The sequence below is a fragment of the Allobosea sp. 05T439 genome, assembly GCF_056396005.1.
On record NZ_JBFTKP010000001.1, the window covers coordinates 39,521 to 65,113 of the forward strand.

The following is a 25,593-nucleotide window of genomic DNA, read 5'->3' on the forward strand; positions in this document are numbered from 1 at the left end:
TCGAGCGCATCAGAACTTCCGCTCGGCCACAGGCGGCAGGTAGCTGTCGTCGAAAGCCGCCCCGGCCTTCGCCTTGTCCTTGAACGTGAAGGTCAGCCCAATCTGGTCCAGCGCCCGTTCCCAGCGCGCCTTGTCGATACCGCCAAAGCCATCGGCCTTGACTGCTGGCGTCATGACGTTCTGGGCGATCGTCATCTTGAGGCGCTCGACCTCGACCTCGAGCTTGGCGACATCGTTGCGCTGGATCACGAGCTTGCCGCCGAGTTCCGGGTCGGCCACCGTGTCGCGAACGCCTTTGGTGATCGCCCGAAGCAGGCCACGCACGGCCTCGGGCTTTTCGGCCGCGAATTTCGGCGAGACCATCACGACATTGCCGTAGAGCTCGACGCCGTAATCCGACATCAGCAGAGTGACGATGTCGTCGACGGGAACGCCGCGTGATTTCAGGTTGATATAGGAGGAGTTCGCGAAGCCGAACACCGCGTCGACCTCGCCTGAGGCCAACATCGGCTCACGCACGGGGAAGCCGACATTCTCCATCCGCGTCTTGCTGTCGTCGAGCTTGTTGACGGTCTTGAAGATCGGCCATTGCGCAAAGGCCGCGTCAGCCGCCGGCGCGCCGAACTTCTTGCCCTCGAGGCTCTTCACGTCTGCGCTGATGCCCCGGCTCTTGCGGCCGACGATCGAGAAGGGCGGCCGGTCATAGACCATCATCACCGCCTTCAGATCGACGCTGGGATTCTCGTCGCGGAACCGGATCAGCGAATTCACGTCGCCGAAGCCGGCATCGTAGGTGCCGGACGCCACCCGCGGGATCGCCTMGCGCGAGCCGTTGCCCGTGTCGATCGTGACGTCGAGGCCCTCGGCTTTGAAATAACCCTTCTCCTGCGCCATCAGGAACAGCGCAGCCGGGCCCTCGAAGCGCCAGTCGAGCGTGAAGCGAACGGCGGTCTGAGCGAAGGAGGGACCCGCGCCGGTCAGGCAGGCTGCGGCGAGCCCCAGGGCGCCCAGCGCACGGCTCATCCCACGCCGGGAGAGCATCGTGGGGCGGAACGGGTTCGTCGACATCGGCAGCTCCGGATCATCACATGCAGGCGGGTCGGCAGGACCCGTTCGAACGGAACGCGACCAGCAAATCCCATGCCGTGGCGTCCTATGCTCAAACTGGCCGAATACAAAACAAGGTCAAGCGCATAGCGCCGAAAATGCATGCACTGCGCCTAAAATATAACGCGACGTCACCAGGCCCGATMGCGATCGGCTAAAGCGGCAGCGCTCCGTCGGTCTTGACCTCCTCCATCACGGCATAGGTCCGCGTCTCACGCACCGCCGGCAGCGCCAGCAGCACTTCGCCGAGGAAACGACGATAGGCGTTCATATCGGCCACCCGCGTCTTCACGAGATAGTCGAAACCGCCGGCCACCATGTGGCATTCCAGCACTTCGGGCGCCCGTTTCACCGCGGTTGCGAAACGCTCGAAGGCGTCGGGCGTCGTCTTGTCGAGATAGACCTCGACGAAGACCAGCAGATGCAGCCCCAGCTTCAGCGGATCGAGCGTCGCGCGATAGCCCGTGATGTAGCCGTCTCGCGAGAGCCGCTTCAGTCGCTCACCGGTCGCGGTTGGCGACAGGCCAACCTTTTCAGCCAGTTCGACGCCGGCGATGCGCCCGTCGGATTGCAGCATGGCGAGGATACGCCGGTCGGTTCGATCGAGCACGGGATTATTCTCTAAAAGCTCCGGAATATTCGAAGATAGATAAAGGCTATCACGGAAAATGGCCATTGATATCCGGCCACGCAAGCGCGATCCTTGAAATCATCCCGTCATTCATTCGGAATCGCACCATGGCCGCTCCTGCCCCCCGTCCGGTCGCCCCGTCCGCTCGCCACGCCTTCCGCGCGCCCTATGCCGAAGACGATACGACGATTGCGGCACGGCTGCTTGCCGGCGCCAGGCGCGAACCCGCAGCCAAGGCGAGGATCGACCAGCGCGCGACCGGGCTGATCGAGGCCATCCGGACCCGCAAGGTCGGCCTGGGTGGCATCGAGGAACTCCTGCGCGAGTACTCGCTCTCGACCAAGGAGGGACTTGCGCTGATGGTTCTGGCCGAAGCGCTGCTGCGCGTGCCGGATTCCACGACCGCCGACCAGTTGATCGAGGACAAGCTCGGCCAGGGCGATTTCGCCCATCACGAATCCAAATCGGATGCCTTCCTGATCTCGGCTTCGTCCTGGGCGCTTGGCATCACCGCCCGCATCATCCAGCCGGGCGAGACGCCGACCAGCATCATCGGCAATCTGTCGAAGCGCCTTGGCCTGCCGGCCGTCCGCACCGCCACCCGCCAGGCGATGCGTGTCATGGGCAATCATTTCGTGCTCGGCCAGACCATCGAGGAGGCTCTGAAGCGCGCTCGCTCGGGCACCGGCAAGCTCTATCGCTATTCCTTCGACATGCTCGGCGAAGGCGCACGCACCCAGGCCGATGCCGACCGCTATTTCGCCTCTTACGCCGCGGCCATCGACGCAATCGGCCGCTCGGCCGGCAATGACCCTCTGCCGAACAGGCCGGGCATCTCGGTCAAGCTGTCGGCCCTGCATCCGCGCTATGAGGCCACCAGCCACGAGCGCGTGCTGAGCGAACTCGTGCCCAAGGTCATCACGCTGGCCCAGCAGGCCAAGGGCTACGACCTGAACTTCACGATCGACGCCGAGGAAGCCGACAGGCTGGAACTCTCGCTCGACGTCATCGATGCGGTGACGGCAGATCCGACGCTCGCCGGCTGGGACGGCTTCGGCCTCGCGATCCAGGCCTACCAGAAGCGCGCCTCGGCGGTGATCGACCATATCGCGGCCCTGGCCGAGCGCCACAACCGCCGCATGATGGTGCGCCTGGTCAAGGGCGCCTACTGGGATACCGAGCTGAAGCGCGCCCAGGAGCGCGGCCTCTCCGACTACCCCGTGTTCAGCCGCAAGGCGATGACCGACCTCAACTACGAGGCCTGCGCCGCGCAGCTGCTGGCCTTGCGTCCACGCATCATTCCGCAATTCGCCACCCACAACGCATTGACGGTCGCAGCGGTCGCCGAGATGGCGGGCGGCTCCCAGGGCTTCGAGTTCCAGCGCCTGCACGGCATGGGCGAGGCGCTCTATGAGAGGTTGCTCCAGGAGGATTCCGGCTTCGCCTGCCGCACCTACGCCCCGGTTGGCGGCCATCAGGATCTGCTTGCCTATCTCGTGCGCCGTCTGCTCGAGAACGGCGCGAACTCCTCCTTCGTCAGCGTGTCCGGCGACCCTGACGTACCGGTCGCACAGCTGCTCGTACCCCCTGCCGACATCATCGGCACCTCGGCAGCGGCTCGCCATCGCCGAATTCCGCTTCCCGCCGACATGTTTGGCGCCTCGCGCAAGAACTCGGCCGGCGTCGAGCTTGGGCATGAGGCCAGCCTCGTCGCGCTTCAGTCGGAGATCGGCCAGGCAGCAGCCAAGCCGTTCCCCGAGGCGACGGTGATCATCGACGGCAAGCCGGCCGGTGGCGTCTCCCGCCCCGTCCTGTCCCCGATCGATGCCCGGCAGGTCGGGACCGTCCTGGAAGCCGATGATGCCCTGGCCGATCGCGCCATCCAGGCGGCCCAGGCCGGCTTCACCAGCTGGAACCGCACCCCCGCCCGGACGCGCGCTGCCGCCCTGCGCAAGGCTGCGGACCTGATGGAGGACCGACGCGGCCTGCTGCTCGCACTGCTCCAGGCCGAAGCCGGCAAGACGCTTGACGATGCCATTTCGGAGGTGCGCGAGGCCGTCGATTTCTGCCGTTACTATGCGGCCGAAGCCGAAGCGCATTTCGCCACGCCGCAGGTACTTCCCGGCCCGACCGGCGAGGAGAACCGCCTGATCTTGCGTKGGCGCGGGCCGTTCGTCTGCATCGCGCCCTGGAATTTCCCGCTGGCGATCTTCTCGGGCCAGGTCGTTGCCGCGCTCGTCGCCGGCAATAGCGTCGTCGCCAAGCCAGCCCCGCAGACGCCGCTGATCGCCGCCGCTACGGTCCGCCTGCTCCACGATGCCGGCATTCCAGCTTCCGCCCTCCATCTCGTGCCGGGAGACGGCAAGGTCGGCGCCCGGCTCGTCGCTCATCCAGCCGTGGCCGGCGTCGCCTTCACCGGCTCGACCGCAACGGCGCGCGCCATCAACCGGACGCTCGCGGCCAAGGATGGGCCGATCGTTCCGCTGATCGCAGAGACAGGCGGCCTCAACGCCATGATCGTCGATGCGACCGCCCTGCCTGAGCAGGTCGCCGACGACGTCGTGATGTCGGCCTTCCGCTCGGCCGGGCAGCGCTGCTCGGCGCTGCGCCTCCTGGTGGTGCAGGAGGATGTCGCCGACAAGATCCTCGAGATGATCGTCGGTGCCGGGAAGGAGTTGAAGCTCGGCGATCCGCGCGCCATCGACGTTCATGTCGGTCCGGTGATCGATGCCGCCGCCAAGAGCCGGCTCGACAATCATGTCGCGGCGATGCGCGCCGAGGGCCGGGTCGAATGGGCCGGCAGCACGCCGGCGCTCGGCGGCACCTTCGTCGCACCGCATATCGTCAAGCTCGACGACATCTCCGACCTCACCCAGGAGCATTTCGGCCCCATCCTGCATGTCGTGCGCTGGAAGGCCGGGGAACTCGACAAGGTCATCAACCAGATCGAGGCCACCGGGTATGGGCTGACGCTCGGTGTGCATTCGCGCATCGAGACGACGGTCGAGCGGGTTGCCGAGCGGCTCTCCACCGGCAATGTCTACGTCAACCGCAACATCATCGGTGCCGTCGTCGGTGTGCAGCCCTTTGGCGGTCACGGCCTGTCCGGCACTGGCCCCAAGGCTGGCGGACCGCACTATCTCGCCCGTTTCGCGACGGAGCAGACGGTCACGGTCAACACGGCGGCAGCCGGCGGCAATGCCAGCCTGATCGCGATGGGCGAATGAGCAAGGCAGGGCGAGTGAACAAGCCCTATCGGCCCAATGTCGGCATTGCGCTCTTCAATGCCCGGGGGCTCGTCTTTGCCGGACGCTCATGGAGCGACGGCCCGGAGATCGTCCACCCCGGACATGACTGGCAGATGCCGCAGGGCGGCATCGCTCCGGCCGAGGAGATCGTCGCAGCAGCGCGACGCGAGCTGGCCGAGGAAACCGGCATCAGCGAGGCCGCGCTCTTGGGCGTCACCGCGGAGTGGTGGCGCTACGACTTCCCGCCCTATGACGGGCCGCCGCACCGGCTCGATCGTTTCGCGGGGCAGGAACAGCGCTGGGTCGCATTCCGCTTCACGGGCAGCGAGGCGGCGATCGACATCGGCCGCCCGAACGGGGACGCCCCACCGGAGTTCACCGAATGGGCCTGGCTGCCGCTGGCCGAAATGCCGGCCCGTGTGACGCCGTTCAAGCGCGAGACCTATGAGCGCGTGGCCGAGGCCTTCGGGCATTTCGCCAGACCGGCCTGATCTCGGGACGCAACGTGCAACAAAAAAGGGCCGCTCGCGCGGCCCTTATGTCATCTCGATGCCGGAAGGCAGGTACGCGATCTCACGCAGCCTTGCGCTGCTGGAAGACGCCCTTGAACTCATGAAGCTGGATCAGCAGCTCCTGCAGGCGACGCTGTTCGTCTTCGGTCGGCGCAGCCGCCAGGCGGGTTTCGACCCGGAGGATTTCGGCGTCGAGCACGTCATTGTCGACGTCCTCGATGAAGCCGGCCTTCTCGGTCAGGATCGTCAGGGCCGTGGGATTGGCTTCGACGATACCGCCGCCAACCACGAATTCCTTGCCGTTGCCCGGCCCCGTCTGGGCGAGCACGATACCCGGCTTCAGCGCGGCGACGATCGGCACGTGGCCGGCGAGAATGGTCATCTCGCCTTCGACCGACGGCACGATGACGCTGACGACTTCGCCCGAGAACAGGATGCTCTCCGGCGAGACGAGTTCGAACTTGAAGGTGGCCATCAAGGGCTCTCCCGCTGCTTCAGTCATCCCGGCTGGAGCGCAGCGTGGAGCCGGGATCCAGGCCAAGGCCTGTGTCGTCGATGCTGGGGCGCGGCTCCCGGGCTGGCTTGCGCCATCCCGGATAGCCGTTGCCCCAGCGGATTACGCCGCTTCGGCAGCCAGGCGCTGGGCCTTCTCGACTGCTTCGTCGATCGAGCCGACCATGTAGAAGGCCGCCTCCGGGAGGTGGTCGTACTTGCCCTCGACCAGTCCCTTGAAGCCCTTGATGGTGTCCTCGAGCGCAACGAGCTTGCCGGGCGAGCCGGTGAAGACTTCGGCGACGAAGAAGGGCTGCGACAGGAAGCGCTCGATCTTGCGGGCGCGGGCGACCGAGATCTTGTCCTCTTCCGAGAGCTCGTCCATGCCCAGGATCGCGATGATGTCCTGCAGCGCCTTGTAGCGCTGGAGGATCTGCTGGACCTGGCGGGCGATGTTGTAGTGCTCTTCACCGACGATCGCCGCGGACAGCATGCGCGAAGTCGAGTCGAGCGGGTCCACCGCCGGGTAGATGCCCTTTTCCGCGATCGAGCGCGAGAGCACGGTCGTGGCGTCCAAGTGGGCGAAGGAGGTGGCCGGCGCCGGGTCGGTCAGATCGTCCGCCGGCACGTAGATCGCCTGCACCGAGGTGATCGAGCCCTTGTTGGTGGTGGTGATGCGCTCCTGCAGGTTGCCCATGTCGGTCGCCAGCGTCGGCTGATAGCCCACCGCCGACGGAATACGGCCGAGCAGCGCGGACACTTCCGAGCCGGCCTGCGTGAAGCGGAAGATGTTGTCGACGAAGAACAGCACGTCCTGGCCGCGGTCGCGGAAATCCTCGGCGACGGTCAGGCCCGAGAGAGCGACGCGCATGCGGGCGCCCGGGGGCTCGTTCATCTGGCCATAGACGAGGGCGCATTTCGAGCCTTCGCCGCCGCCCTTCTTGTTCACGCCCGACTCGATCATCTCGTGATAGAGGTCGTTACCCTCGCGGGTGCGCTCACCGACGCCGGCGAACACCGAGTAGCCGCCATGGGCCTTGGCGACGTTGTTGATCAGCTCCATGATCAGAACGGTCTTGCCGACGCCGGCGCCGCCGAACAGGCCGATCTTGCCGCCCTTCGCGTAGGGAGCCAGCAGGTCGACGACCTTGATGCCGGTGACCAGGATCTGCGCTTCCGTGGCCTGCTCGGCATAGCTCGGCGCAGGCTGGTGGATGCCGCGAGTGGTGGAGGTCTTGATCGGGCCAGCCTCGTCGACCGGCTCGCCGATGACGTTCATGATGCGGCCGAGGCACTCGTCGCCAACCGGAACCGCGATCGGCGCGCCGGTGTCGCTCACTTCCTGGCCACGGACCAGACCTTCGCTCGAATCCATCGCGATGCAGCGCACGGTGTTCTCGCCGAGGTGCTGCGCAACCTCGAGAACCAGGCGGTTGCCCAGGTTCGTGGTCTCGAGCGCGTTCAGGATCGCCGGCAGCTCGCCATCGAACTGCACGTCGACGACGGCGCCGATGACCTGAGCGACGCGGCCCGTACCGGTATTGGCGGACTTCTCGGTCTTGGTCTTGGTGGTCTTGGTTGCGGCTTTGGCCATGGTCGAACCTCGATGAGCGTTCAGCTTTACGGACAAGCCTGCGGGCTTAAGCGCCGCGCAGGCCCTTCAGGCGTTAGAGCGCTTCCGCTCCGGAGATGATTTCGATGAGTTCCTTGGTGATCATTGCCTGACGCGAGCGGTTGTAGAGCTGCGTCTGCTTCTTGATCATCTCACCGGCGTTACGCGTGGCGGAATCCATCGCCGACATGCGCGCGCCCTGCTCGGAAGCGGCATTCTCGAGAAGCGCCCGCAGCACCTGGACAGTCAGGTTGCGTGGCAGCAGAACGTCGAGAATTTCGCCCTCGTCGGGCTCGTACTCATAGACGGCGTCGGTCGTCTTGGTCCCCGCCGGGATTTCGGCCGGAATGATGCGCTGGGCCGTCGGGATCTGCGAGATCACCGACCTGAACTTCGAGAAGAACAGCGTCGCGACATCGAACTCGCCGGCGTCGAAGCGTGCCAGGACGTTCTGCGCGATTGTCTCGGCATTGACGAAGCCGACTTGCTTGAAGCCGCGCAGGTCGACCAACTCGATGATGTCCTGCTCGAACTGCCGGCGCAGGATGTCATAGCCCTTCTTGCCGACGCAGATGATCTTGACCGTCTTGCCCTCGGCCTTCAGCGCCTGCGCCTTGTCACGCGCCAGACGCGCGATCGAAGAGTTGAAGGCGCCGCACAGGCCGCGCTCGGCCGTGCAGACGACGAGCAGATGGACCTTGTCCGAGCCCGTGCCGCCAATCAGCCTTGGAGCGCCGTCACCGGCGACACCAGCAGCCAGACTGGCAAGCACCGTCTCCATGCGCTCGGCATAGGGACGCGCCGCTTCCGCCGCGCTCTGGGCGCGGCGCAGCTTGGCAGCCGCGACCATCTGCATGGCCTTGGTGATCTTCTGCGTCGCCTTCACTGAGGCGATACGATTTCGCAGATCCTTCAATGAAGGCATCGACGATCCTCATATTGCCGGGGTGATGAAACCCCGGTCGACCTCAAGCGAACGACTTGGCGTAATCAGCGACGATCTCTTTCAGCTTCGCGGCATTCGCGTCCGAAAGATCCTTGGTGTCGCGGATTTCGTTGAGTAGGGCGATATGCTTGCCGCGCACCAGCGCGAGCAGGCCGTCCTCGAAAGCGCGAACCTTGTTGACCGGCAGCGGGTCGAGATAGCCGTTCACGCCGGCATAGATCACGACCGTCTGCTCTTCCATCTTCAGCGGCGAGAACTGCCCCTGCTTCAGGAGCTCGGTCAGGCGGGCGCCGCGGTTGAGCAGGCGCTGCGTGACCGCGTCGAGATCCGAACCGAACTGCGCGAAGGCAGCCATCTCGCGATACTGCGCGAGCTCGCCCTTGATCTTGCCGGCAACCTTCTTGGTCGCCTTGGTCTGCGCGGCCGAACCGACGCGCGACACCGAGAGGCCGACGTTCACGGCCGGGCGGATGCCCTGGTAGAACAGGTCGGTCTCGAGGAAGATCTGGCCGTCGGTGATCGAGATCACGTTGGTCGGGATGTAGGCCGACACGTCGTTGGCCTGGGTTTCGATGACCGGCAGCGCCGTCAGCGAGCCCTTGCCGGCCTCGTCGCCCATCTTGGCGGCGCGCTCGAGCAGGCGGGAGTGGAGATAGAACACGTCGCCCGGATAGGCTTCGCGGCCCGGCGGGCGGCGCAGCAGGAGCGACATCTGGCGGTAGGCGACGGCCTGCTTCGACAGGTCGTCATAGATGATGACGGCGTGCATGCCGTTGTCGCGGAAATACTCGCCCATGGCGCAGCCGGCGAACGGAGCCAGGAACTGCATCGGGGCCGGATCGGAGGCCGTGGCCGCCACGACGATCGAGTATTCGAGCGCACCGCGCTCCTCGAGCACCTTCACGAACTGCGCGACGGTGGAACGCTTCTGACCGATGGCGACATAGACGCAGTAGAGCTTCTGGCTCTCGTCCGTGCCTTCGTTCAGGGCCTTCTGGTTGAGGATCGTGTCGAGCGCCACGGCGGTCTTGCCGGTCTGGCGGTCGCCGATGATCAGCTCGCGCTGGCCACGGCCGATCGGGATCAGGGCGTCGATCGCCTTGAGGCCAGTCGCCATCGGCTCATGCACGGACTTGCGCGGAATGATGCCGGGCGCCTTCACGTCGACGCGCGAACGGATCTTTGCCTTGATCGGGCCCTTGCCGTCGATCGGGTTGCCGAGCGCGTCGACGACGCGGCCGAGCAGCTCCTTGCCGACCGGCACGTCAACGATCGCGCCGGTGCGCTTGACGGTCTGGCCTTCCTTGATCTCTCGGTCGGAGCCGAAGATGACGACGCCGACATTGTCGCTCTCGAGGTTGAGCGCCATGCCGCGCACGCCACTCTCGAACTCGACCATCTCACCGGCCTGGACCTTGTCGAGGCCGTAGACGCGGGCGATGCCGTCGCCGACGGAGAGAACCTGACCGACTTCGGTGACGGAGGCTTCCGACCCGAAATTGCTGATCTGAGCCTTCAGGATCGCGGAGATTTCAGCGGGGCGGATTTCCATCAGCCGACCTCTTTCATGGCAAGACGAATTGAATTGAGTTTGGTTTTCAGCGAGGCGTCGACCATCCGCGAACCCATCTTGACGACGAGACCGCCAATGATGGCCGGATCGACCTTGATAGCGACGGCAACATCCTTGCCCGCCACATCCTTGAGCGTCGCGCGGATCTCGTCGAGGCGCTTGGCCGACGGCTCCTCGGCGACCGTGACTTCGGCACTGACGATGCCCTTGGCTTCGGCGACGAGCGCACGATAACCGCGGATCATGCCCGACAGCGCGAACAGGCGGCGCTTGCTGGCGACGAAACCGATGAAATTGCCGGCGATACCGCCGATGCCCGCCTTGGCCAGCAGGGCGGTGATTGCAGAGACCTGCTCCTCGGCCGTGAAGACCGGGCTGCTGATCAGCCGCTTCAGATCGTCGCTCTCGGCGATCATCGCGCTGAATGCGTCGAGATCGGCCGAAACGGCGTCGATCGCACTGGCCTCCGAAGCCAGTTCGAATAGCGCCGTGGCATAGCGCCCGGCTACGCCCGACACCAATGTCTGATCCTGCGATCCGCCTTCAGCCACGCTCACATCTCTCGTTCAATGGACTGCACCGGCGACCTTCTTGATGAAGGTGGAGTGCATCGTCCTGGCGCTGCGATGTTTCAGACAGACGAAAGCCGCGCGAGTGCGCACCTTGCGTCCGAAATGTGGCGGTGCACTAACATGAGGCTTTGGGGGGCGCAATCCGTAGATCGCGATCAACAGGGCCGTTTTCCGCAGCCGGGCCCTGCACTCACAGGAAGCTTTGCGGGTCGACATCGACCTGAACCCGGACGGAACCCTTCGCTCGCGGAGCGCTCTTCAGCCAGGCACGCAGGTAATCCTGCAGATTGACCTCACGTGCCGTTTTCACGATCAAACGCATGCGATGCCGCCCCCGTAGCACCGCAAGAGGGGCTTCTGCGGGCCCCAGAACGACGACTCCGTCCGGCGGTGCCGCGCAGCGCGCCAGTGCACGGGCATGATTTTCGGCCTCCGCCTGGCTGTTGGCGGAGACGATCAGTCCGGCCAGACGCCCAAAGGGCGGCAGGCCGGCAGCCTCACGAGACGCCGCCTCTGCGGCATAAAACCGCTCCGGGTCGCCCGAGACCAGCGCCTTGAGCACGGGATGGCTGGGATCATGGGTCTGGAGCAGAGCTCGGCCCGGCTTCTCGCCCCGGCCTGCCCTCCCCGTCACCTGACGCAGGACCTGGAAGGTTCGCTCGGCCGCGCGGGGATCGCCCGAGGTCAGGCCGAGATCGGCATCGACGACGCCGACCAGTGTCATCCCCGGAAAATTATGCCCCTTGGCGACGAGCTGGGTACCGATGACGATATCGAACTCCCCCTCCGCCACTGCCATCAGTTCCTGCTTCAGCCGTTCGGTACCACCGGGGAAATCGCTGGAGAGCACGATCGAACGCGCATCGGGGAACAGCGTCGCGACCTCTTCCGCAAGCCGTTCGACACCGGGTCCACAGGCCGCGAGGCTTTCCGGCGCATGACAGGCCGGGCACTCGTGCGGCCGGCGTTCGACATGGCCGCAATGATGGCAGACCAGCGCCCGCCGAAAGCGATGATCGACCAGCCAGGTCGAGCAGTTCGGGCACTGGAACCGGTGACCGCAATCACGGCAGAGCGTCAGCGGTGCGTAGCCGCGGCGGTTGAGGAACAGCAGCGACTGCTCCTTCGCCTCCAGATTGGTCGTGATGGCCTTGACGAGCGCGCCCGAAATCCAGCGCCCGCGTTCAGGCTTGTCGCGCTTGAGATCCACGAGATCGAGCGTCGGCAGTTCCCGCCCGCCAAAACGTTCCGGCAGTTTCAGATAGGCATAGCGCCCGCGCTCGGCATTGACGCGCGTTTCCAGCGATGGCGTCGCAGAGGTGAGGATGACCGGCGCCTTCTCGATCATGCCGCGCACCACCGCCATGTCGCGGGCGTGATAGCTGACGCCGTCCTCCTGCTTGTAGGCGGCCTCGTGCTCTTCATCGACCACGATCAGCCCGAGATCACGGTAGGGCAAGAACAGGGCCGAGCGCGCGCCCGCCACCACTCTCGCCTCGCCGCTTGCGATCGCCGCCTGCAGCCGCTCCCGCCGCCGCCCCGAGACTGCCGAGTGCCAAAGCCCGGGCCGCACGCCAAACCGGGCCTCGAAGCGGTCGATAAACTGCGCCGTCAGCGCGATTTCCGGCATCAGGATCAGGCTCTGGCGACCGAGCCGGATCGCCTCCGCCACAGCTTCGAAATAGACCTCCGTCTTGCCCGACCCCGTGACGCCCTCGAGCAGGGTCACGCCGGAGGCCGCCGCCTTGACGGACGCAACCAGTGCCGTCGCCGCCGCGGCCTGTCCCGCCGACAGGGCCGGTCGCGCGTGATCCGGGTCGGGAATGTCGACGACCTCACCGCGCGGCAGCGCCTCGATGGCAAAAGTCCCCGCATCGACGAGCGAATCGATCACCGCCCCACTCACCGAGGCCGTCTCGGCCAGCGCCGATTTCGCGATCAGCAGGCCGCCCTCCGCCGCCGCGATGGCTCGCGCCCGGGCCGGCGTCATGCGCTGGGGCGGCGGCCCGACGAGTCGGACGCCCATCTTCGGTCGTTCCGGCGTATCATCGGGCGGGCGCCGCAGCGCAAGCGCCAGCACCGAACCCTTGGCCGCAAGCGTGTACCAAGCGACCCAGTCGACCAGCTTCATCAGGGCCGGATCGAGCGGCGGCATGTCCATTTTGGCGCTGACGCGCTTCAGGTTGCCACCACGCCCCGAGCCCAGGCTCCAGACGACGCCCACAGTCTCGCGCGGGCCCAGCGGCACCTGCACGATATCGCCGGGTTTGAGCGCGAGCCCGTCTGGAACCGCATAACTATACGCCTGATCGAGCGCGAGCGGGATCAGCACGTCGACCGTGCCGCCTGTTTCGATGCCTGTCTCAACCTCGCTCATGCGCCCGTGTCTAGCATCGATTCGGTCCCTGTTAAGGCAGGGGCGTCATGCTCGGCTCAGACCACAGGGGACGCCGATGACCGATTTCGAGACCCTGCGCCAAAACTGGCTCGTCCATCTCGCCAGCGAGCGCCGTCTTTCACCCAAGACGCTCGAGGCCTATGGCCGCGACCTTGCGCAGTTCTCCACCTTTCTCGACGGCCATTTCGGCGGCAAGCCGACCCTCGAGAATCTGGCAGCGCTGAAGCCGCTCGACTTGCGAGCCTTTCTCGGCCAGCGTCGGCGTGACGGCGTCGGCAACCGCACACTGATGCGCCAGCTTGCCTCGCTGCGCTCCTTTGCCCGCTTCGGAGAACGCACCGGCAAGCTCACGGCCTCGGCCTTTGCCGCGACGCGCGGGCCGCGCATTGGAAAATCGCTGCCGCGCCCGCTTGATGCCAAGGCCGCAAAGGCCGTGATGCAGGCCGATATCCGCGCCGGCGAGGACCGCGAAACCTGGATCCTGGCACGAGACGCAGCCGTGCTCGCCCTGCTCTATGGCTGCGGCCTGCGCATCTCCGAGGCGCTTGGGTTGTCGCGCGCGCAGGCACCAAGGAGCGCATCGGATACGCTGACCGTGATCGGCAAGGGCCAGAAGACCCGCATGGTGCCTGTTCTGCCGGTCGTGGTCACCGCGATCGAGGAGTATCTCTCGCTCTGCCCCTGGCGATTGCCGCCGGAGGGCCCGCTCTTCCTCGGCGCCAAGGGTGGACCGCTCTCGCCCCGCATCATCCAGCTCGCGGTCGAGGGCCTGCGCGGCGCGCTCGGCCTGCCCTCGTCTGCGACCCCGCATAGCCTGCGCCATTCCTTCGCGACCCATCTGCTCGGGCGTGGCGGCGATTTAAGGGCCATCCAGGAGCTACTCGGGCACGCGTCCCTCTCGACGACGCAAATCTATACCCGCATCGATTCGGCCCGTTTGATGGCGGCTTATGATGCGGCCCATCCCCGCGCCCAACGATGAGAGCCCAAGGCGAGCGAGCCCCCTTGATTCCGCCGCGGAACCCGGCCATTGCCCGCCGTCTCCGGGGGGAACCAGAATCGCATGTCTTCGCCAGCAGCCGACGTCACCGAAACCGCCACCAGCGGCAGCAACAAGCGCATCGCCCTGCTCATCGCGATGCTCGCCCTGATGCTGGCCTTCTCAGAAATCGGCGGCAAGAACGCCGAGCAGGAATCGATCGCCAAGAACATCGAGGCTTCGAATCTCTGGTCATTCTTCCAGGCCAAGACGATCCGCGGCACCACACTGCGCACGGCCGCGGAGGCGATGGAGATCGATCTCGCAGCCGCGACGGACCCCGCCACCCGCGAGCGCATGCAGAAGCGCATCGACGGCTGGAAGCAGACGATTGCGCGCTATGATTCGGAGCCCGAGACCAATGAAGGCCGCAAGGAACTGGTCGCGCGCGCCAAGACGGCCGAGGCCGTGCGTGACATCGCAGCGGCCCGCGACGACAAATACGACATCGTCTCAGGCCTGCTTCAGATCGCGATCGTGATTTCCTCGGCCGCGATCATCACCGGCGTGACGATGCTGGCCCTCACCGGCGCCGGCCTTGGCGTGATCAGTTTCGCCCTGATGCTGGTGGCGCAGTTCGCGCCGACCGCGCTGTTCTGAACCCTCACACGGTCTGTGGCGGCGCAGGCCATGGCACCTCGCTGCCGCGTAGAATTTCCCAGGCCCGCGCCATTCTCAACACGCCGAGATCGTCGAACCGCCGCCCGGTGATCTGCAAGCCGATCGGCAACCCCTCGGGAGTAAGCCCGGCATGGACCGAGACCGCCGGCTGATCCGACATGTTCGCTGAGACCGTGAACGCGATGTGCTCGAAGGGCCGCTCAGGGTCGTGGATGGGCGAGGCCAGCTCAGCCGCATAGGCCGGCACAGGGGAAACCGGCGACAGCACGAAATCGAACGGTGCACAGGCTTTCAGCGCCGCATCGCGCATCGCCAGCATCTGGCTCATCCCGCGATAGACTCTTTCGCCACTCAGATTCCGGCCGCCCTCGGCCCAGGCGTAGATATAGGGCAGAACCCGTCCCTGCCTGGCATCCGACAGGCCGCCAATGTCGACCCAGGCGCGCTGCCGCCAGAAATCATCAAGCCCGTCCAGCATTTCGCGGGTCAGGAAGGGCGCAACCGGCTCGACAATCGCGCCAGCCGCCACAAAGGCCCTGGCCGCCGCCTCGATCGCAGCCCGGGTATGCGGCTCGACGGCAAGCCCGACTCCGGCATCGACCTGGAGCCCCAGCCGCAAGCCCTTGACGTCAAACTCCAGCGCCAGCCAGTCGATCTCCTGTGGCGGCAGGCTCATGCCATCGCGCCTGTCCGGCCGGGACAGTTCCCGCATCATCAGCGCCGCATCCGCGACCGAGCGGGTCATCGGCCCGGCGACGCGGCCGTAATAGGTCGGGTCGATCGGCACGCGGCCAAAGCTCGGCTTGAGGCCGACCAAGCCGCACCAGCCGGCCGGCAGGCGGATCGAGCCACCGATATCGGTGCCGACATGAAGCGGCCCATAGCCCGCAGCTCCCGCCGCACCCGCCCCAGCCGAGGAGCCGCCAGGATTCTTGGTCAGGTCCCAGGGGTTGCAGGCGAGTTCGTGAAAGCTCGACAAACCCGAGGAGAGCATGCCGTAATCCGGCATCGTCGTCTTGGCGAGGATGACGCAGCCGGCCTCCCTCAACCGCGCCGCCGGCGGTGCGTCCGCCGATGCCGGCTCGAGATCGCGCGCGGCCGTGCCGAGCGGCACCGGCACGCCCTTGGTCGCGATGTTCTCCTTGATCGTGCCGGGCACCCCGTCGAGAGCCAGCGCCTCCCCCTTCAGCCAGCGCATCTCGGAGGCCTTCGCCATCGCTCGCGCCGCGGCGGGATCATAGGCATAGAGCGCCTTGAGCTGCGGCTCCCATGCGGTAATCCGTGCGATCACCGCCTCGGTCGCCTCGACCGGCGAGAATGTCCGTGCGGCATAGCCGGCGAGAAGCTCCGTCGCGCTCAGATCGGCAAGATCGGTCATCGTCTCATCCTCATCGTCACTCAGCGGCTTCGGCGCAGGCGCGGGTCGATGGCATCGCGCAGGCCGTCGCCGAGCAGATTGAAGCCGAGCACCGCGATGGCAATCGCCGCGCCGGGAAAGATAGCGAGCCATGGCTGCACCGCCATGAAGGTCTGCGCCTCGTTCAGCATGCGTCCCCAGGACGGATTCGGCGGCTGCGTGCCGAGCCCGAGATAGGACAGCCCCGCCTCCGCCAGGATCGCCAGTGCGAACTGGATCGTCGCCTGTACGACGATGACGCCAGCAACATTCGGCAGGACATGGCGGACGCTGATCTGCACATTGTCGAGCCCGGCCGCCCGCGCCGCCTGGATATAATCCCGCGTCCAGACCTGAATCGCCACCCCGCGCGCCAGGCGCGCGAAATAAGGCAGGTTCAGGATGCCGATCGCGACGATGGCGTTGAGCATGCCCGGCCCGGCGATCGCCGTGATCATGATCGCCGTCAGCACCGCCGGGAAGGCATGGGTGAAGTCGGCCGTGCGCATGATCAGGTTGTCGAGGAAGCCGTCGCGCCGGATCGCCGCCAGCAGACCGAGCGTTGTGCCGAGCACCAGACCGAACCCGACCGCGCCGAGCCCGACCGCCAGCGAGTTGCGGGCGCCCACCATGATCATCGAGAAGACGTCGCGACCGAATTGGTCGGTCCCGAACCAGTTCGTCGCCGAAGGKGGCTTCAGGCGATTCAGGATCATCATCTGCGTCGGCGGATAGGGCGTCCAGACATAGGACAGCAGCGCCCCCGCAACGATGATCCCGGTCAGCGCGAAACCGATCAGGAAGGAGGGGCCCGTCCACCAGCGTTTCGCCGAGACCGGGGCCGACGCACCGGCCGGTGTCACGACGCCTCCCTCAGGCGCGGGTCGATGAGCCCATAGACGAGCTCGACCGCAAAATTCACCAGGATGGCGAGGCCGGCAAACAGCATCACCAGATCCTTCACGACGATCAGGTCATGCTGGGTGATCGACTGGAAGACGAGGCGCCCGAGCCCCGGCAGCGCAAAGACATTCTCGATGATGATCGCGCCGGCGATCAGCACCGAGAATTGCAGCCCCATGATGGTAACGACCGGAATCAAGGCGTTGCGCAGTGCATGCCTGACCACCGTGACCGGTTCTGCCAGTCCCTTGGCGCGAGCGGTACGGACGAAATCCTCCTGCAGCGTGTCGAGCATCGAGGAGCGCGTCACCCTGGCCAGGATCGCCGCCTGCGGCAGGGCGAGCGCGAGGGCCGGCAGCAGCAGCGCCTTCACGGCAGCAGCCGGCCCGGCCTGCCAGCCCGGGAAACCGCCGGCCGGAAACCAGCCGAGCCCGATCGCGAAAAGCAGCACGAGCAAGAGGCCGAACCAGAAATTCGGAACAGCCAGCCCGAGCTGCGCGAAGACCATCACGGCCGCATCGGTCGGCCGATTATGATTGGCTGCGGCGAGCAAGCCAAGTGGAACGCCAATCGATGTAGCCAGCATGATCGCCCCCAGCGCCAATGGCAGGGTGACAGCCATCCGCTCGCCGATCAGCTGGGCCACCGGCACACGATAGGTGTAGCTCAGGCCGAGATCGCCGGTCAGGAGGCCCGAAATCCAGGCGAGAAAACGGACCAGTGCCGGCTTGTCGAGCCCCATCTCCAGGCGCAGGGCCGCCAGCGCCTCGGGAGCCGCATTGAGCCCAAGCGTCACGGCAGCCGGATCGCCCGGCAGCACCTCGAGCGCGATGAAGATCACCAGCGCCGCACCAAGCAGAGTGGCGACAAGCGCCACGCACCGGCGCGCCAGGAACGACAGCACGACCTAGCGCCAGCGCACCTCGGCGAGCGGCGTGATCGGGAGCGGCCAATCCGTCCACATCCCGTCCAGCCCGGCCGCCGTCACCGTGATCTTCGGCAGGATGAAGAGGAAGCCGTTGACCGCATCGCGCGCCAGGATGCGCTGGGCTTGCCTGTACATCTCATTGCGTTGGCCCTCGTCGAGGGTGACGTCGATCTTCGCCATCAGTGCCTTGAACTCGGGGTTCTTGTACTGGAAGTAGTAGTCGTCGCGGGCATAGATATTGATGTCGAGCGGTTCGGTATGGGCGATCACGCTCAGGTCGAAATCCTTGCCGCGGAAGACGCGCTCCAGCCATTGCGGGAATTCGAGCGGCTCGATCGAGGCGTTGATGCCGATCTGCGCAAGCAGCGCCGCAATGATCTCGCCCGAACGCCGGGCATAGGTCGGCGGCGGCAGTTTCAGCGTGCAGGAGAAGCCGTTCGGGAAGCCGGCCGCGGCCAGCAGCGCCTTGGCCTTGGGGATATCGACCGGATAGGTGCCGGTCAGGTCTATATAGGCCGGATGCAATGGTGAGAAATGACTGCCGATCAGGTCGACATCGAAGCCGTAGACCCCGAGCGCGATCGTCTTGCGGTCGAGCACATGAGCGATCGCCTGACGCACGCGCAGATCGTTGAACGGCGCCTTGGCATTGTTGATGGCGAGGATGACCTCGCCCTCCGTCTTGCCGAAACTGACCTTGAGCTTGGGATCAGCCTTGAGCTGCGGCACGGCTTCAGGGGCCGCCAGATTGGTTTGCGCGTGGACATCCCCGGCCCGCAACGCGGCGACCTGCGCCTGCGGATCGGCGATAAAGCGGAAGGTCGCCTTGGCGAGTGTCGGCTTCTCCCCCCAATAGCCGTCGAAGCGTTCGAGCTCGAGCCTGTCGCCACGATTCCAGCGCACGAACTTGAACGGGCCGGTGCCAACCGGATTGGTCTTGTTGTTGGCGGCGCTCGCTGGCGCCACGATCACCGCATCGCCCCAGGCGAGACCGTAGAGGAAATTCGCCGTCGGCTGTTTCAGCCTGATGACCACGGACGCCGGATCAGGCGTCGCGATCTCCGCGATCGGCGTGAACAGCTGGCGCTGGGCGTTGGTCGATTCCGGAGCCACGGCCCGCTCGAACGAGAACCTGACCTGTTCGGAGCTGAACGGGGTGCCGTCATGGAACGTCGCGCCCCGCCGCAGCTTGAAGCTGTAGGTGATATTGTCGGGTGCGATCTCCCAGCTTTCGGCGAGGCAGGGCACGATCTTGCCGGTCCGGTCCATCTTGACCAGGCCTTCGAAGATGTTCTGCAAGGTAACTTCGCGGATCGCCTGCGCCGCGCCCGAGGTCGGGTCGAGCGTCGGCGGTTCCAGCGTCATCGCAATGATGACGCTGTCCTTGGCCTGCGCCAGAGCAACGAAAGGCAACTGGGCCGCCAGCGCGGCTGCGCCTGCTCCGGCAAGAAGGTCACGCCGCGTCGTCATCAGCCACTCCCATGCATGTCGCGGCGCAAGATGGCGCGGGAGATGGGCCCGGCGCAAGACGGCTCTTCCGTTTCGTCCACGCGACAGACCGATCGCGTCAGACGAAGTAATCTGGATGCTTTGCCTGAAGATGCACGAGATCGGGCAGGAGCGTGCCKAGATGGGTGCGCATCGCCGCAACCGCCTCGGTGGCGCGGCCCTTGCGGATGGCATCGACGATCGACAGGTGCTCGCKGATCACCATCGCCATGCGCCCGGGCACCGGCAGGGTCATGCGTCGGCAGCGGTCGATCTGGCTTTTCGCCGCCTGTGCGATTTTCCAGATACCGGGATACCCGGCGGCATCGGCCAGCGTCTCGTGAAAGGCTTCGTCCGCGAGATGGAAATTCTCCTGATCGCCGATATCGAAGGCTTCGTGCAGGCGCGCGACCGTGGCATCAAGTCGGGCGATGGCCTCCGGCGTCGCGATGCGGGCAAGCAATTCCACGGTCGCGCATTCCAGCGCCTGCCGGATGAAGACCGCTTCGGGAATAGCCCCGGTCGGGATGCGCGCAACGAAAGTCCCCGCCTGCGGAAAGATCTCGACCAGCCCCTCTTCCTTGAGACAGATCAGCGCTTCGCGGACCGGGGTACGGCTGACGCCGAAGCGCGCCGTCAGCTCCTTCTCGGAGAGCGGCACGCCGGGCCTCAGCTCCATGGCGAGGATGGCGCGTCGGAGATCGTCCTGAACCAGTGAAGCGGCCGTCGAGCGCCCGGCGGGAGCCACGGCCCGCCCCAGGGGGCGGCGCTCGCGTCGATTATCCGCCGCATGGCCGCGGCCGCCTGCGAGCTCGTTCATCGTCCCGTCCCAGCCACCCATGTCTCCCGAACGCTCCGGCCTAAGCCCTGTGAGCGCCACCCTCCTTAGGCGCTACCACAATCACTTTTGACATACTAGTATATTAGTATATTGATCCGATACGCTTCTCGCCCGTACAGTCGCGGGCCTATCGGGACAGATTGCTGATGTTGCTGCACGATGATCGCCTGTTTCCTGCCGATCCGGTGACGCGAGGCATCGCGCGCCGTCTCTATGCCGGGATTCGCGATCTCCCGATCATCTCGCCACACGGCCATACCGACCCGCGCTGGTTCGCCGAGGACAAGCCGTTCCCGGATCCGGCGACGCTGCTGGTCAAGCCCGACCATTACATCTTCCGGATGCTCTACTCGCAGGGCGTCAGGCTCGAGCAGCTCGGCATCGCCCGCAAGGATGGCGGCCCGGTCGAGACCGATACCCGCGCGATCTGGCGGCTCTTCGCCAGCCATTGGCGGCTGTTCCGCGGCACGCCGACCCGGCTCTGGTTCGAGCATGCCCTGTCCGGGGTCTTCGGCATCAACGAGCGCCTGAGCCCGGAGAATGCGGACCGCATCTACGACCGCATCGCCGAAAAGCTAGAGCAGCCGGAGTTTCGTCCCCGCGCCCTGTTCGAGCGCTTCAACATCGAGGCGATCGCGACCACCGAGGGCGCGCTCGACGACCTGAAATGGCACGACATGATCCGGGAATCCGGCTGGGGCGGCAAGGTCGTCACGGCCTATCGGCCGGACAGCGTCGTCGACCCCGAATTCGAGGGCTTCAAGGACAATCTCGCACAGTTCGGCGAGCTGACCGGCGAAGATGTCACGAACTGGACCGGCTATCTCGCGGCCCACCGCGCTCGCCGGGCCTATTTCAAACAGCGCGGCGCGACCTCCTCGGACCATGGCCACGCCACCGCGCGCACGGCAAATCTCTCGCAGGCCGAAAGCGAGAAGCTCTTCGCCAAGATCCTGAAGGGCAAGTTCTCGGCCGAGGATGCCGACCTGTTCCGCGGTCAGATGCTCACCGAGATGGCGAAGATGAGCCTCGATGACGGCTTCGTCCTGCAGATCCACCCCGGCTCCGTCCGCAACCATAACCCGATGCTGTTCGAAACCTTCGGCCGCGATATGGGCTGCGATATCCCGCGCGGCGTGGATTACGTTTCGGCACTGAAGCCGCTGCTCGATGCGGTGGGCAACGAACCCAACCTGACGGTCATCGCCTTCACGCTCGACGAGACCGTCTATTCCCGCGAACTCGCGCCGCTCGCCGGACATTATCCCGCTTTGAAGCTCGGACCCGGCTGGTGGTTCCTCGACGCGCCGGAAGCCATGCTGCGCTTCCGCGAGCTCACGACGGAGACCGCAGGCTTCTACAATACCGTCGGCTTCAACGACGACACGCGCGCCTATCTCTCGATTCCGGCCCGTCACGACGTCGCTCGCCGCTGCGACTGCACCTATCTCGCCAAGCTCGTCGCCGAGCATCGCCTCGGCGAGGACGAGGCGGCGGAGGTGGCCTACGACCTCGCCTATCGCCTGGCCAAGGAGGCCTACCGCCTGTGACCAGCGCAGCGAGCTCGATCGACGAACGCCAGGCCGCGCATCCACGCGATGTGAAGCGCTACGACACCGAGGCACTGCGTCAGGACTTCCTGGTCGAGCGCATCTTCGTGCCGGGTGAGCTGACGCGGACCTACAGCCATTACGACCGCATGATCGTCGGCGGCGCCACCCCGGTGAGCAAGCCGCTGACGCTCGATCCCTTCGCTCCGACCGGCACGCCCTTCTACCTGGCGCGCCGCGAACTCGGGGTAATCAATATCGGCGGCGCCGGCACGGTCACCGTCGACGGCAAGCAGTTCGCACTGCCGAACCTCGACGCGCTCTATGTCGGACTGGGCGCGAAGGAGGTCAGCTTCTCCAGCGCCGATCCGGCCAACCCCGCCAAGTTCTACCTGACCAGCGCCCCCGCCCATCGCGAGGCGCCGCATCAGCTCATCCGCCAGTCGGATGCCAATACGCTGCATCTCGGCTCGGCCGAGACCTCGAACAAGCGCACCATCCGGCAATACATCATGCCGAACACGACCGGCACCAACCAGCTCGTCATGGGCATGACGGCACTCGAGCCCGGCTCGGTCTGGAACTCCATGCCCTGCCACACCCATACGCGGCGGATGGAAGCCTATCTCTATTTCAACCTCGACCCGGCCCATCGCGTCTTCCATTTCATGGGCGAACCGACCGAAACCCGGCATCTGCTCGTCGCCAACGAGCAGGCCGTGATTTCGCCGAACTGGTCGATCCATTGCGGCTGCGGCACCTCGAACTACGCCTTCGTCTGGGCCATGGCCGGCGACAATGTCGAGTTCACCGACATGGACGCCGCGCCCGTCGAGATGCTGCGCTGATGGTTGCGCGTGCGCCCTTCGATCTCGTCGGGCGCACGGCGCTCGTCACAGGCGCCAATACCGGCATCGGCCAGGGCATTGCGCTGTCGCTGGCTGAGGCCGGAGCCACGGTCGTCGCCGCCGGCCGCTCGTCCATGACCGAGACGGTGGCAATGATCACCAGTGCCGGCGGACGCTGCCTGCCGCTCGCCGTCGATCTGCAGCAACCCGGGATCGCAGCCGAGGCCGTCACCAGAGCCAGCGAAGCCGCCGGTCCGCTCGATATTCTCGTCAACAATGCCGGTATCATCCGCCGCGCCGACGCTCTCGATTTCAGCGAGAGCGACTGGGACGAGGTCATGAACGTGAACCTCAAGGCGAGTTTCTTCCTGTCCCAGGCCTTTGCGAAGGCAGCGCTCGCGGCCGGCCGCAGCGGGCGCATCGTCAACATCGCCTCGCTGCTCTCCTTCCAGGGCGGTATCCGCGTCGCCTCCTATACCGCGAGCAAGAGCGGGCTTGCCGGCCTGACCCGGCTGTTGGCCTGCGAATGGGCGGGCAAGGGCATCAATGTGAACGCGATCGCCCCCGGCTATGTCGAGAGCAACAACACGCAGGCCCTGCGCGAGGATGCCGACCGTAACGCCGCCATCCTTGCCCGCATCCCGGCTGGTCGTTGGGGCAAGCCTTCGGATATCGGCGGGGCTGCCGTCTTCCTTGCAAGCGACGCGGCGGCCTACGTGCATGGTGCGATCATCCCCGTCGATGGAGGCTGGCTGGCACGATGAGCGAGCGTCTCAACTCCTTCTTCCAGCATGAGCGCGACTTCGCCTGGCAGGCGACCGAGCCCGGCGTGAAGCGCAAGATCATGGCCTATGGGCCCGACCTGATGATCGTCCGCGTCGTCTTCGAGGCCGGAGCCATCGGCAAGGCGCACCAGCACCCGCATCGTCAGGCGTCCTATGTCGAGAGCGGCGTCTTCGACGTCACGATTGACGGCAGGACCAGCAGGCTAGCGGCCGGCGACAGCTTCTTCGTGCCCGAAAACCTCGTCCATGGCGTCGTCGCCATCGAGGCCGGGCAGTTGATCGATTCCTTCACGCCGATGCGGAGGGAATTTCTCTAAGGCCGAAGCCGGCATGGGGCGGCACGGCTCCCGAACACGGGGCAAGAACGACCGGGAAAATCCGGCGATCTATTCAAACGGGAGGAACAGGAACATGCTTACAAGACGGACAGTCTCCGCGCTCGTCGGCGCGGCTTTCATCGCAGCGACCGTCGGCGCGGCTCAGGCGCAGAACGTCACCCTGCGCTCCACCGACATCCACCCTGACGGCTATCCGACCATCGAAGCGGTCAAATACATGGGCCAGCTGCTGGATCAGCGGACCAATGGACGCATCAAGATCAACGTCTTCCACTCCGCCCAGCTCGGCCAGGAGAAGGATACGATCGATCAGACGCGCTTTGGCGTCATCGACATGAACCGCATCAACATGGCGCCGTTCAACAACCTGATCCCGGCGACCAACATACCCTCGCTGCMCTTCATCTTCCGCTCGGTCGATCATATGCGGAAAGTCATGGACGGCCCGATCGGCGACAACCTGCTCAAGGATTTTGAGAAGCACGACCTGATCGGCCTCGCCTTCTACGATTCCGGCTCGCGCTCCTTCTATAACGGCAAGCGCCCGATCGGCTCGCCAGCCGACATGAAGGGCATGAAGATTCGCGTCCAGCAGTCCGACATGTTCGTGGCTCTGGTCTCGGCGCTCGGCGCCAATGCCACCCCGATGCCGTTCGGCGAAGTCTATTCGGCGCTGCAGACCGGCGTCATCGACGGCGCCGAGAACAACTGGCCGTCCTACGAGTCGACCCGCCATTTCGAGGTCTCGAAGTTCTATTCGACCACCGAGCACTCGCTCTCGCCGGAGGTGCTCGTGATGTCGAAGCGCAGCTTCGACAAGTTCAACGCGGCGGACCAGGCGCTGATCAAGACCGCAGCCAAGGAATCCGTCGCCAAGATGCGCGAGCTCTGGGATGCGCGCGAGAAGGAGTCGGAAGCCAAGGTCAAAGCTGGCGGCGCACAGATCAACACGGTCGAGAAGCAGCCCTTCATCGATGCGATGAAGCCCGTCTACGACAAGTTCGTCACCGATCCGAAGCTCAAGGAGATGGTGGCTGCCATCCAGGCGGTGAAGTGAAGGCCGGCGCGGCCCTTCCGGCCGCGCCCAGTCACTTGCGTCTCCTTTTCGGCCTTCCCCGGGTGGAGCGGTTCTGACGATCCCGCTTCGCAGGCGGTTTTCACCGCCGGCGAAACTGGAACAAGCCAGCATCACCCGGGAAAAAGCGCCTCACGCGGCGCCGGAGCGTCTTGATGCTTCTCCTTGCACAAATCCTGACCCGGCTGGGCGCCAAGCTCTGCCTCATTGCACTGGTCATCGCCGGGGCAGGTCTTGTCGCCATGACCGTGATCGTCGCATGGGGCGTCTTCGGGCGTTATGTGCTGAACGACACGCCGATCTGGGTCGAGGCCAGCGCCCTCTTCCTGATGTCCTGGTTCATCCTGCTCGGCGCCGCAGTCGGCGTGCGCGAGAGCGATCATCTCGGCTTCGAGGTCGGCCTCGCCATGTCGCCGCCGCCGCTGCGCAACGGGCTGATCATCCTGACCGAGCTTCTGGTGATGGCCTTCGGCCTCGCCATGCTGGTCTATGGCGCGCAGCTCGCCATCGGGACCTGGAGCGACCGCCTGCCGATCATCGGCATCTCGCGCGGCTGGGACTATGTCCCCATCGCGGTCGGCGGCGCCTTGATCGCCCTCTTCTCCTTCGAAAAGCTCATGCTCTTTCTCACCAAGGCGAAATCCGCCCCGCTCGGCTTCACGCATTTCGGCAGCGCACAGGAAGTCTGAG

The 25,593-nt window shown here is 65.7% G+C and carries 23 protein-coding genes; 10 read left to right on the forward strand and 13 right to left on the reverse strand.

Going from position 1 to position 25,593, the window contains the following annotated elements; genetic code table 11:
- Window positions 1-9 precede the first annotated feature (9 nt).
- Complete coding sequence (locus tag AC1DIO_RS00195) at window positions 10-1,068, reverse strand: ABC transporter substrate-binding protein (RefSeq protein ID WP_476852986.1); 1,059 nt, start codon at window positions 1,066-1,068, stop codon at window positions 10-12.
- Between the two features lie 193 nt (window positions 1,069-1,261).
- Window positions 1,262-1,717: an Lrp/AsnC ligand binding domain-containing protein gene (locus AC1DIO_RS00200; RefSeq protein ID WP_441488044.1), complete on the reverse strand. Its 456-nt coding sequence runs from the start codon at window positions 1,715-1,717 to the stop codon at window positions 1,262-1,264.
- 128 nt (window positions 1,718-1,845) lie between these two features.
- On the opposite strand from AC1DIO_RS00200, the gene putA reads away from it, so the two are divergent.
- A complete protein-coding gene (gene putA, locus AC1DIO_RS00205; protein WP_476852987.1) occupies window positions 1,846-4,965 on the forward strand; it encodes a bifunctional proline dehydrogenase/L-glutamate gamma-semialdehyde dehydrogenase PutA in 3,120 nt (1,039 codons plus the stop codon).
- Window positions 4,962-5,477, forward strand: a complete 516-nt coding sequence (locus AC1DIO_RS00210; protein ID WP_476852988.1) for an RNA pyrophosphohydrolase — start codon at window positions 4,962-4,964, stop codon at window positions 5,475-5,477. The genes putA and AC1DIO_RS00210 overlap by 4 nt, the downstream gene beginning before the upstream one ends.
- Window positions 5,478-5,559: 82 nt before the next feature.
- Here the strand turns inward: AC1DIO_RS00210 and atpC are convergent, their stop codons facing one another.
- The 6 genes from atpC to AC1DIO_RS00240 form a co-directional block, all read right to left on the reverse strand.
- Window positions 5,560-5,973, reverse strand: coding sequence for an ATP synthase F1 subunit epsilon (gene atpC / locus AC1DIO_RS00215; RefSeq protein WP_441488041.1), 414 nt, complete (start codon window positions 5,971-5,973; stop codon window positions 5,560-5,562).
- Between the two features lie 141 nt (window positions 5,974-6,114).
- On the reverse strand, window positions 6,115-7,584 hold the full coding sequence (atpD, locus tag AC1DIO_RS00220; RefSeq protein WP_113517308.1) for a F0F1 ATP synthase subunit beta: 1,470 nt from the start codon (window positions 7,582-7,584) through the stop codon (window positions 6,115-6,117).
- Window positions 7,585-7,657: 73 nt separating this feature from the next.
- Window positions 7,658-8,527 (reverse strand): F0F1 ATP synthase subunit gamma, encoded by an 870-nt coding sequence (locus AC1DIO_RS00225; RefSeq protein WP_441504437.1) that lies wholly within the window; start codon window positions 8,525-8,527, stop codon window positions 7,658-7,660.
- A gap of 43 nt (window positions 8,528-8,570) precedes the next feature.
- The gene (gene atpA, locus AC1DIO_RS00230) at window positions 8,571-10,100 is read right to left on the reverse strand and encodes a F0F1 ATP synthase subunit alpha (protein WP_441488039.1); all 1,530 of its coding nucleotides are present in this window, start codon (window positions 10,098-10,100) and stop codon (window positions 8,571-8,573) included.
- Window positions 10,100-10,672: a F0F1 ATP synthase subunit delta gene (locus AC1DIO_RS00235; protein WP_441488038.1), complete on the reverse strand. Its 573-nt coding sequence runs from the start codon at window positions 10,670-10,672 to the stop codon at window positions 10,100-10,102. The genes atpA and AC1DIO_RS00235 overlap by 1 nt, the downstream gene beginning before the upstream one ends.
- A 211-nt stretch (window positions 10,673-10,883) precedes the next feature.
- Window positions 10,884-13,070 (reverse strand): primosomal protein N', encoded by a 2,187-nt coding sequence (locus tag AC1DIO_RS00240; RefSeq protein ID WP_441504436.1) that lies wholly within the window; start codon window positions 13,068-13,070, stop codon window positions 10,884-10,886.
- A gap of 76 nt (window positions 13,071-13,146) precedes the next feature.
- Between AC1DIO_RS00240 and AC1DIO_RS00245 the strand changes: the two genes are divergently transcribed.
- Both AC1DIO_RS00245 and AC1DIO_RS00250 read left to right on the forward strand, forming a co-directional pair.
- Window positions 13,147-14,073 carry a tyrosine recombinase XerC gene (locus tag AC1DIO_RS00245; RefSeq protein WP_441504435.1) on the forward strand — a complete coding sequence of 309 codons (927 nt, stop codon included), beginning with the start codon at window positions 13,147-13,149 and terminating at the stop codon, window positions 14,071-14,073.
- An 81-nt stretch (window positions 14,074-14,154) separates the two neighbouring features.
- Window positions 14,155-14,730 carry a DUF4337 domain-containing protein gene (locus AC1DIO_RS00250; RefSeq protein WP_441504434.1) on the forward strand — a complete coding sequence of 192 codons (576 nt, stop codon included), beginning with the start codon at window positions 14,155-14,157 and terminating at the stop codon, window positions 14,728-14,730.
- Window positions 14,731-14,734: 4 nt separating this feature from the next.
- Here the strand turns inward: AC1DIO_RS00250 and AC1DIO_RS00255 are convergent, their stop codons facing one another.
- The 5 genes from AC1DIO_RS00255 to AC1DIO_RS00275 all read right to left on the reverse strand — a co-directional run bounded on the left by AC1DIO_RS00255 (window position 14,735) and on the right by AC1DIO_RS00275 (window position 20,286).
- Window positions 14,735-16,129, reverse strand: a complete 1,395-nt coding sequence (locus AC1DIO_RS00255; protein WP_441488034.1) for an amidase — start codon at window positions 16,127-16,129, stop codon at window positions 14,735-14,737.
- A gap of 20 nt (window positions 16,130-16,149) precedes the next feature.
- Window positions 16,150-17,010, reverse strand: coding sequence for an ABC transporter permease (locus AC1DIO_RS00260; RefSeq protein ID WP_441488033.1), 861 nt, complete (start codon window positions 17,008-17,010; stop codon window positions 16,150-16,152).
- Window positions 17,007-17,954, reverse strand: coding sequence for an ABC transporter permease (locus tag AC1DIO_RS00265; RefSeq protein ID WP_441504433.1), 948 nt, complete (start codon window positions 17,952-17,954; stop codon window positions 17,007-17,009). Before AC1DIO_RS00265 ends, AC1DIO_RS00260 begins: the two co-directional genes overlap by 4 nt.
- 3 nt (window positions 17,955-17,957) lie before the next feature.
- Window positions 17,958-19,448: an ABC transporter substrate-binding protein gene (locus AC1DIO_RS00270; RefSeq protein ID WP_441504432.1), complete on the reverse strand. Its 1,491-nt coding sequence runs from the start codon at window positions 19,446-19,448 to the stop codon at window positions 17,958-17,960.
- 97 nt (window positions 19,449-19,545) lie between these two features.
- On the reverse strand, window positions 19,546-20,286 hold the full coding sequence (locus tag AC1DIO_RS00275; RefSeq protein WP_476852989.1) for a GntR family transcriptional regulator: 741 nt from the start codon (window positions 20,284-20,286) through the stop codon (window positions 19,546-19,548).
- 167 nt (window positions 20,287-20,453) lie between these two features.
- Here AC1DIO_RS00275 and uxaC point away from each other — a divergent pair, with 167 nt between their 5' ends.
- The 6 genes from uxaC to AC1DIO_RS00305 all read left to right on the forward strand — a co-directional run bounded on the left by uxaC (window position 20,454) and on the right by AC1DIO_RS00305 (window position 25,592).
- Complete coding sequence (uxaC, locus tag AC1DIO_RS00280; protein WP_441504430.1) at window positions 20,454-21,857, forward strand: glucuronate isomerase; 1,404 nt, start codon at window positions 20,454-20,456, stop codon at window positions 21,855-21,857.
- Entirely contained in the window at window positions 21,854-22,705 is an 852-nt protein-coding gene (gene kduI, locus AC1DIO_RS00285; protein WP_441504429.1) for a 5-dehydro-4-deoxy-D-glucuronate isomerase, read from the forward strand. The genes uxaC and kduI overlap by 4 nt, the downstream gene beginning before the upstream one ends.
- Complete coding sequence (gene kduD / locus AC1DIO_RS00290; RefSeq protein WP_441504428.1) at window positions 22,705-23,469, forward strand: 2-dehydro-3-deoxy-D-gluconate 5-dehydrogenase KduD; 765 nt, start codon at window positions 22,705-22,707, stop codon at window positions 23,467-23,469. Before kduI ends, kduD begins: the two co-directional genes overlap by 1 nt.
- Window positions 23,466-23,807 (forward strand): cupin domain-containing protein, encoded by a 342-nt coding sequence (locus AC1DIO_RS00295; RefSeq protein WP_441504427.1) that lies wholly within the window; start codon window positions 23,466-23,468, stop codon window positions 23,805-23,807. The genes kduD and AC1DIO_RS00295 overlap by 4 nt, the downstream gene beginning before the upstream one ends.
- Before the next feature lie 94 nt (window positions 23,808-23,901).
- Window positions 23,902-24,885, forward strand: coding sequence for a TRAP transporter substrate-binding protein (locus tag AC1DIO_RS00300; RefSeq protein ID WP_476852990.1), 984 nt, complete (start codon window positions 23,902-23,904; stop codon window positions 24,883-24,885).
- Window positions 24,886-25,058: 173 nt separating this feature from the next.
- A complete protein-coding gene (locus AC1DIO_RS00305; protein ID WP_476852991.1) occupies window positions 25,059-25,592 on the forward strand; it encodes a TRAP transporter small permease in 534 nt (177 codons plus the stop codon).
- Window position 25,593: the final 1 nt, after the last annotated feature.

What these genes read in the sequence shown, in the direction of transcription:
- AC1DIO_RS00225 (WP_441504437.1), bottom strand. Translation starts at nt 8,527, where the DNA reads ATGCCTTCATTGAAGGATCTGCGAAATCGTATCGCCTCAGTGAAGGCG.
- AC1DIO_RS00240 (WP_441504436.1), bottom strand. Translation starts at nt 13,070, where the DNA reads ATGAGCGAGGTTGAGACAGGCATCGAAACAGGCGGCACGGTCGACGTG.
- kduD (WP_441504428.1), top strand. Translation starts at nt 22,705, where the DNA reads ATGGTTGCGCGTGCGCCCTTCGATCTCGTCGGGCGCACGGCGCTCGTC.
- AC1DIO_RS00270 (WP_441504432.1), bottom strand. Translation starts at nt 19,448, where the DNA reads ATGACGACGCGGCGTGACCTTCTTGCCGGAGCAGGCGCAGCCGCGCTG.
- AC1DIO_RS00250 (WP_441504434.1), top strand. Translation starts at nt 14,155, where the DNA reads ATGTCTTCGCCAGCAGCCGACGTCACCGAAACCGCCACCAGCGGCAGC.
- AC1DIO_RS00210 (WP_476852988.1), top strand. Translation starts at nt 4,962, where the DNA reads ATGAGCAAGGCAGGGCGAGTGAACAAGCCCTATCGGCCCAATGTCGGC.
- uxaC (WP_441504430.1), top strand. Translation starts at nt 20,454, where the DNA reads ATGTTGCTGCACGATGATCGCCTGTTTCCTGCCGATCCGGTGACGCGA.
- AC1DIO_RS00255 (WP_441488034.1), bottom strand. Translation starts at nt 16,129, where the DNA reads ATGACCGATCTTGCCGATCTGAGCGCGACGGAGCTTCTCGCCGGCTAT.
- atpA (WP_441488039.1), bottom strand. Translation starts at nt 10,100, where the DNA reads ATGGAAATCCGCCCCGCTGAAATCTCCGCGATCCTGAAGGCTCAGATC.
- AC1DIO_RS00245 (WP_441504435.1), top strand. Translation starts at nt 13,147, where the DNA reads ATGACCGATTTCGAGACCCTGCGCCAAAACTGGCTCGTCCATCTCGCC.
- atpD (WP_113517308.1), bottom strand. Translation starts at nt 7,584, where the DNA reads ATGGCCAAAGCCGCAACCAAGACCACCAAGACCAAGACCGAGAAGTCC.
- AC1DIO_RS00295 (WP_441504427.1), top strand. Translation starts at nt 23,466, where the DNA reads ATGAGCGAGCGTCTCAACTCCTTCTTCCAGCATGAGCGCGACTTCGCC.
- atpC (WP_441488041.1), bottom strand. Translation starts at nt 5,973, where the DNA reads ATGGCCACCTTCAAGTTCGAACTCGTCTCGCCGGAGAGCATCCTGTTC.
- AC1DIO_RS00305 (WP_476852991.1), top strand. Translation starts at nt 25,059, where the DNA reads ATGCTTCTCCTTGCACAAATCCTGACCCGGCTGGGCGCCAAGCTCTGC.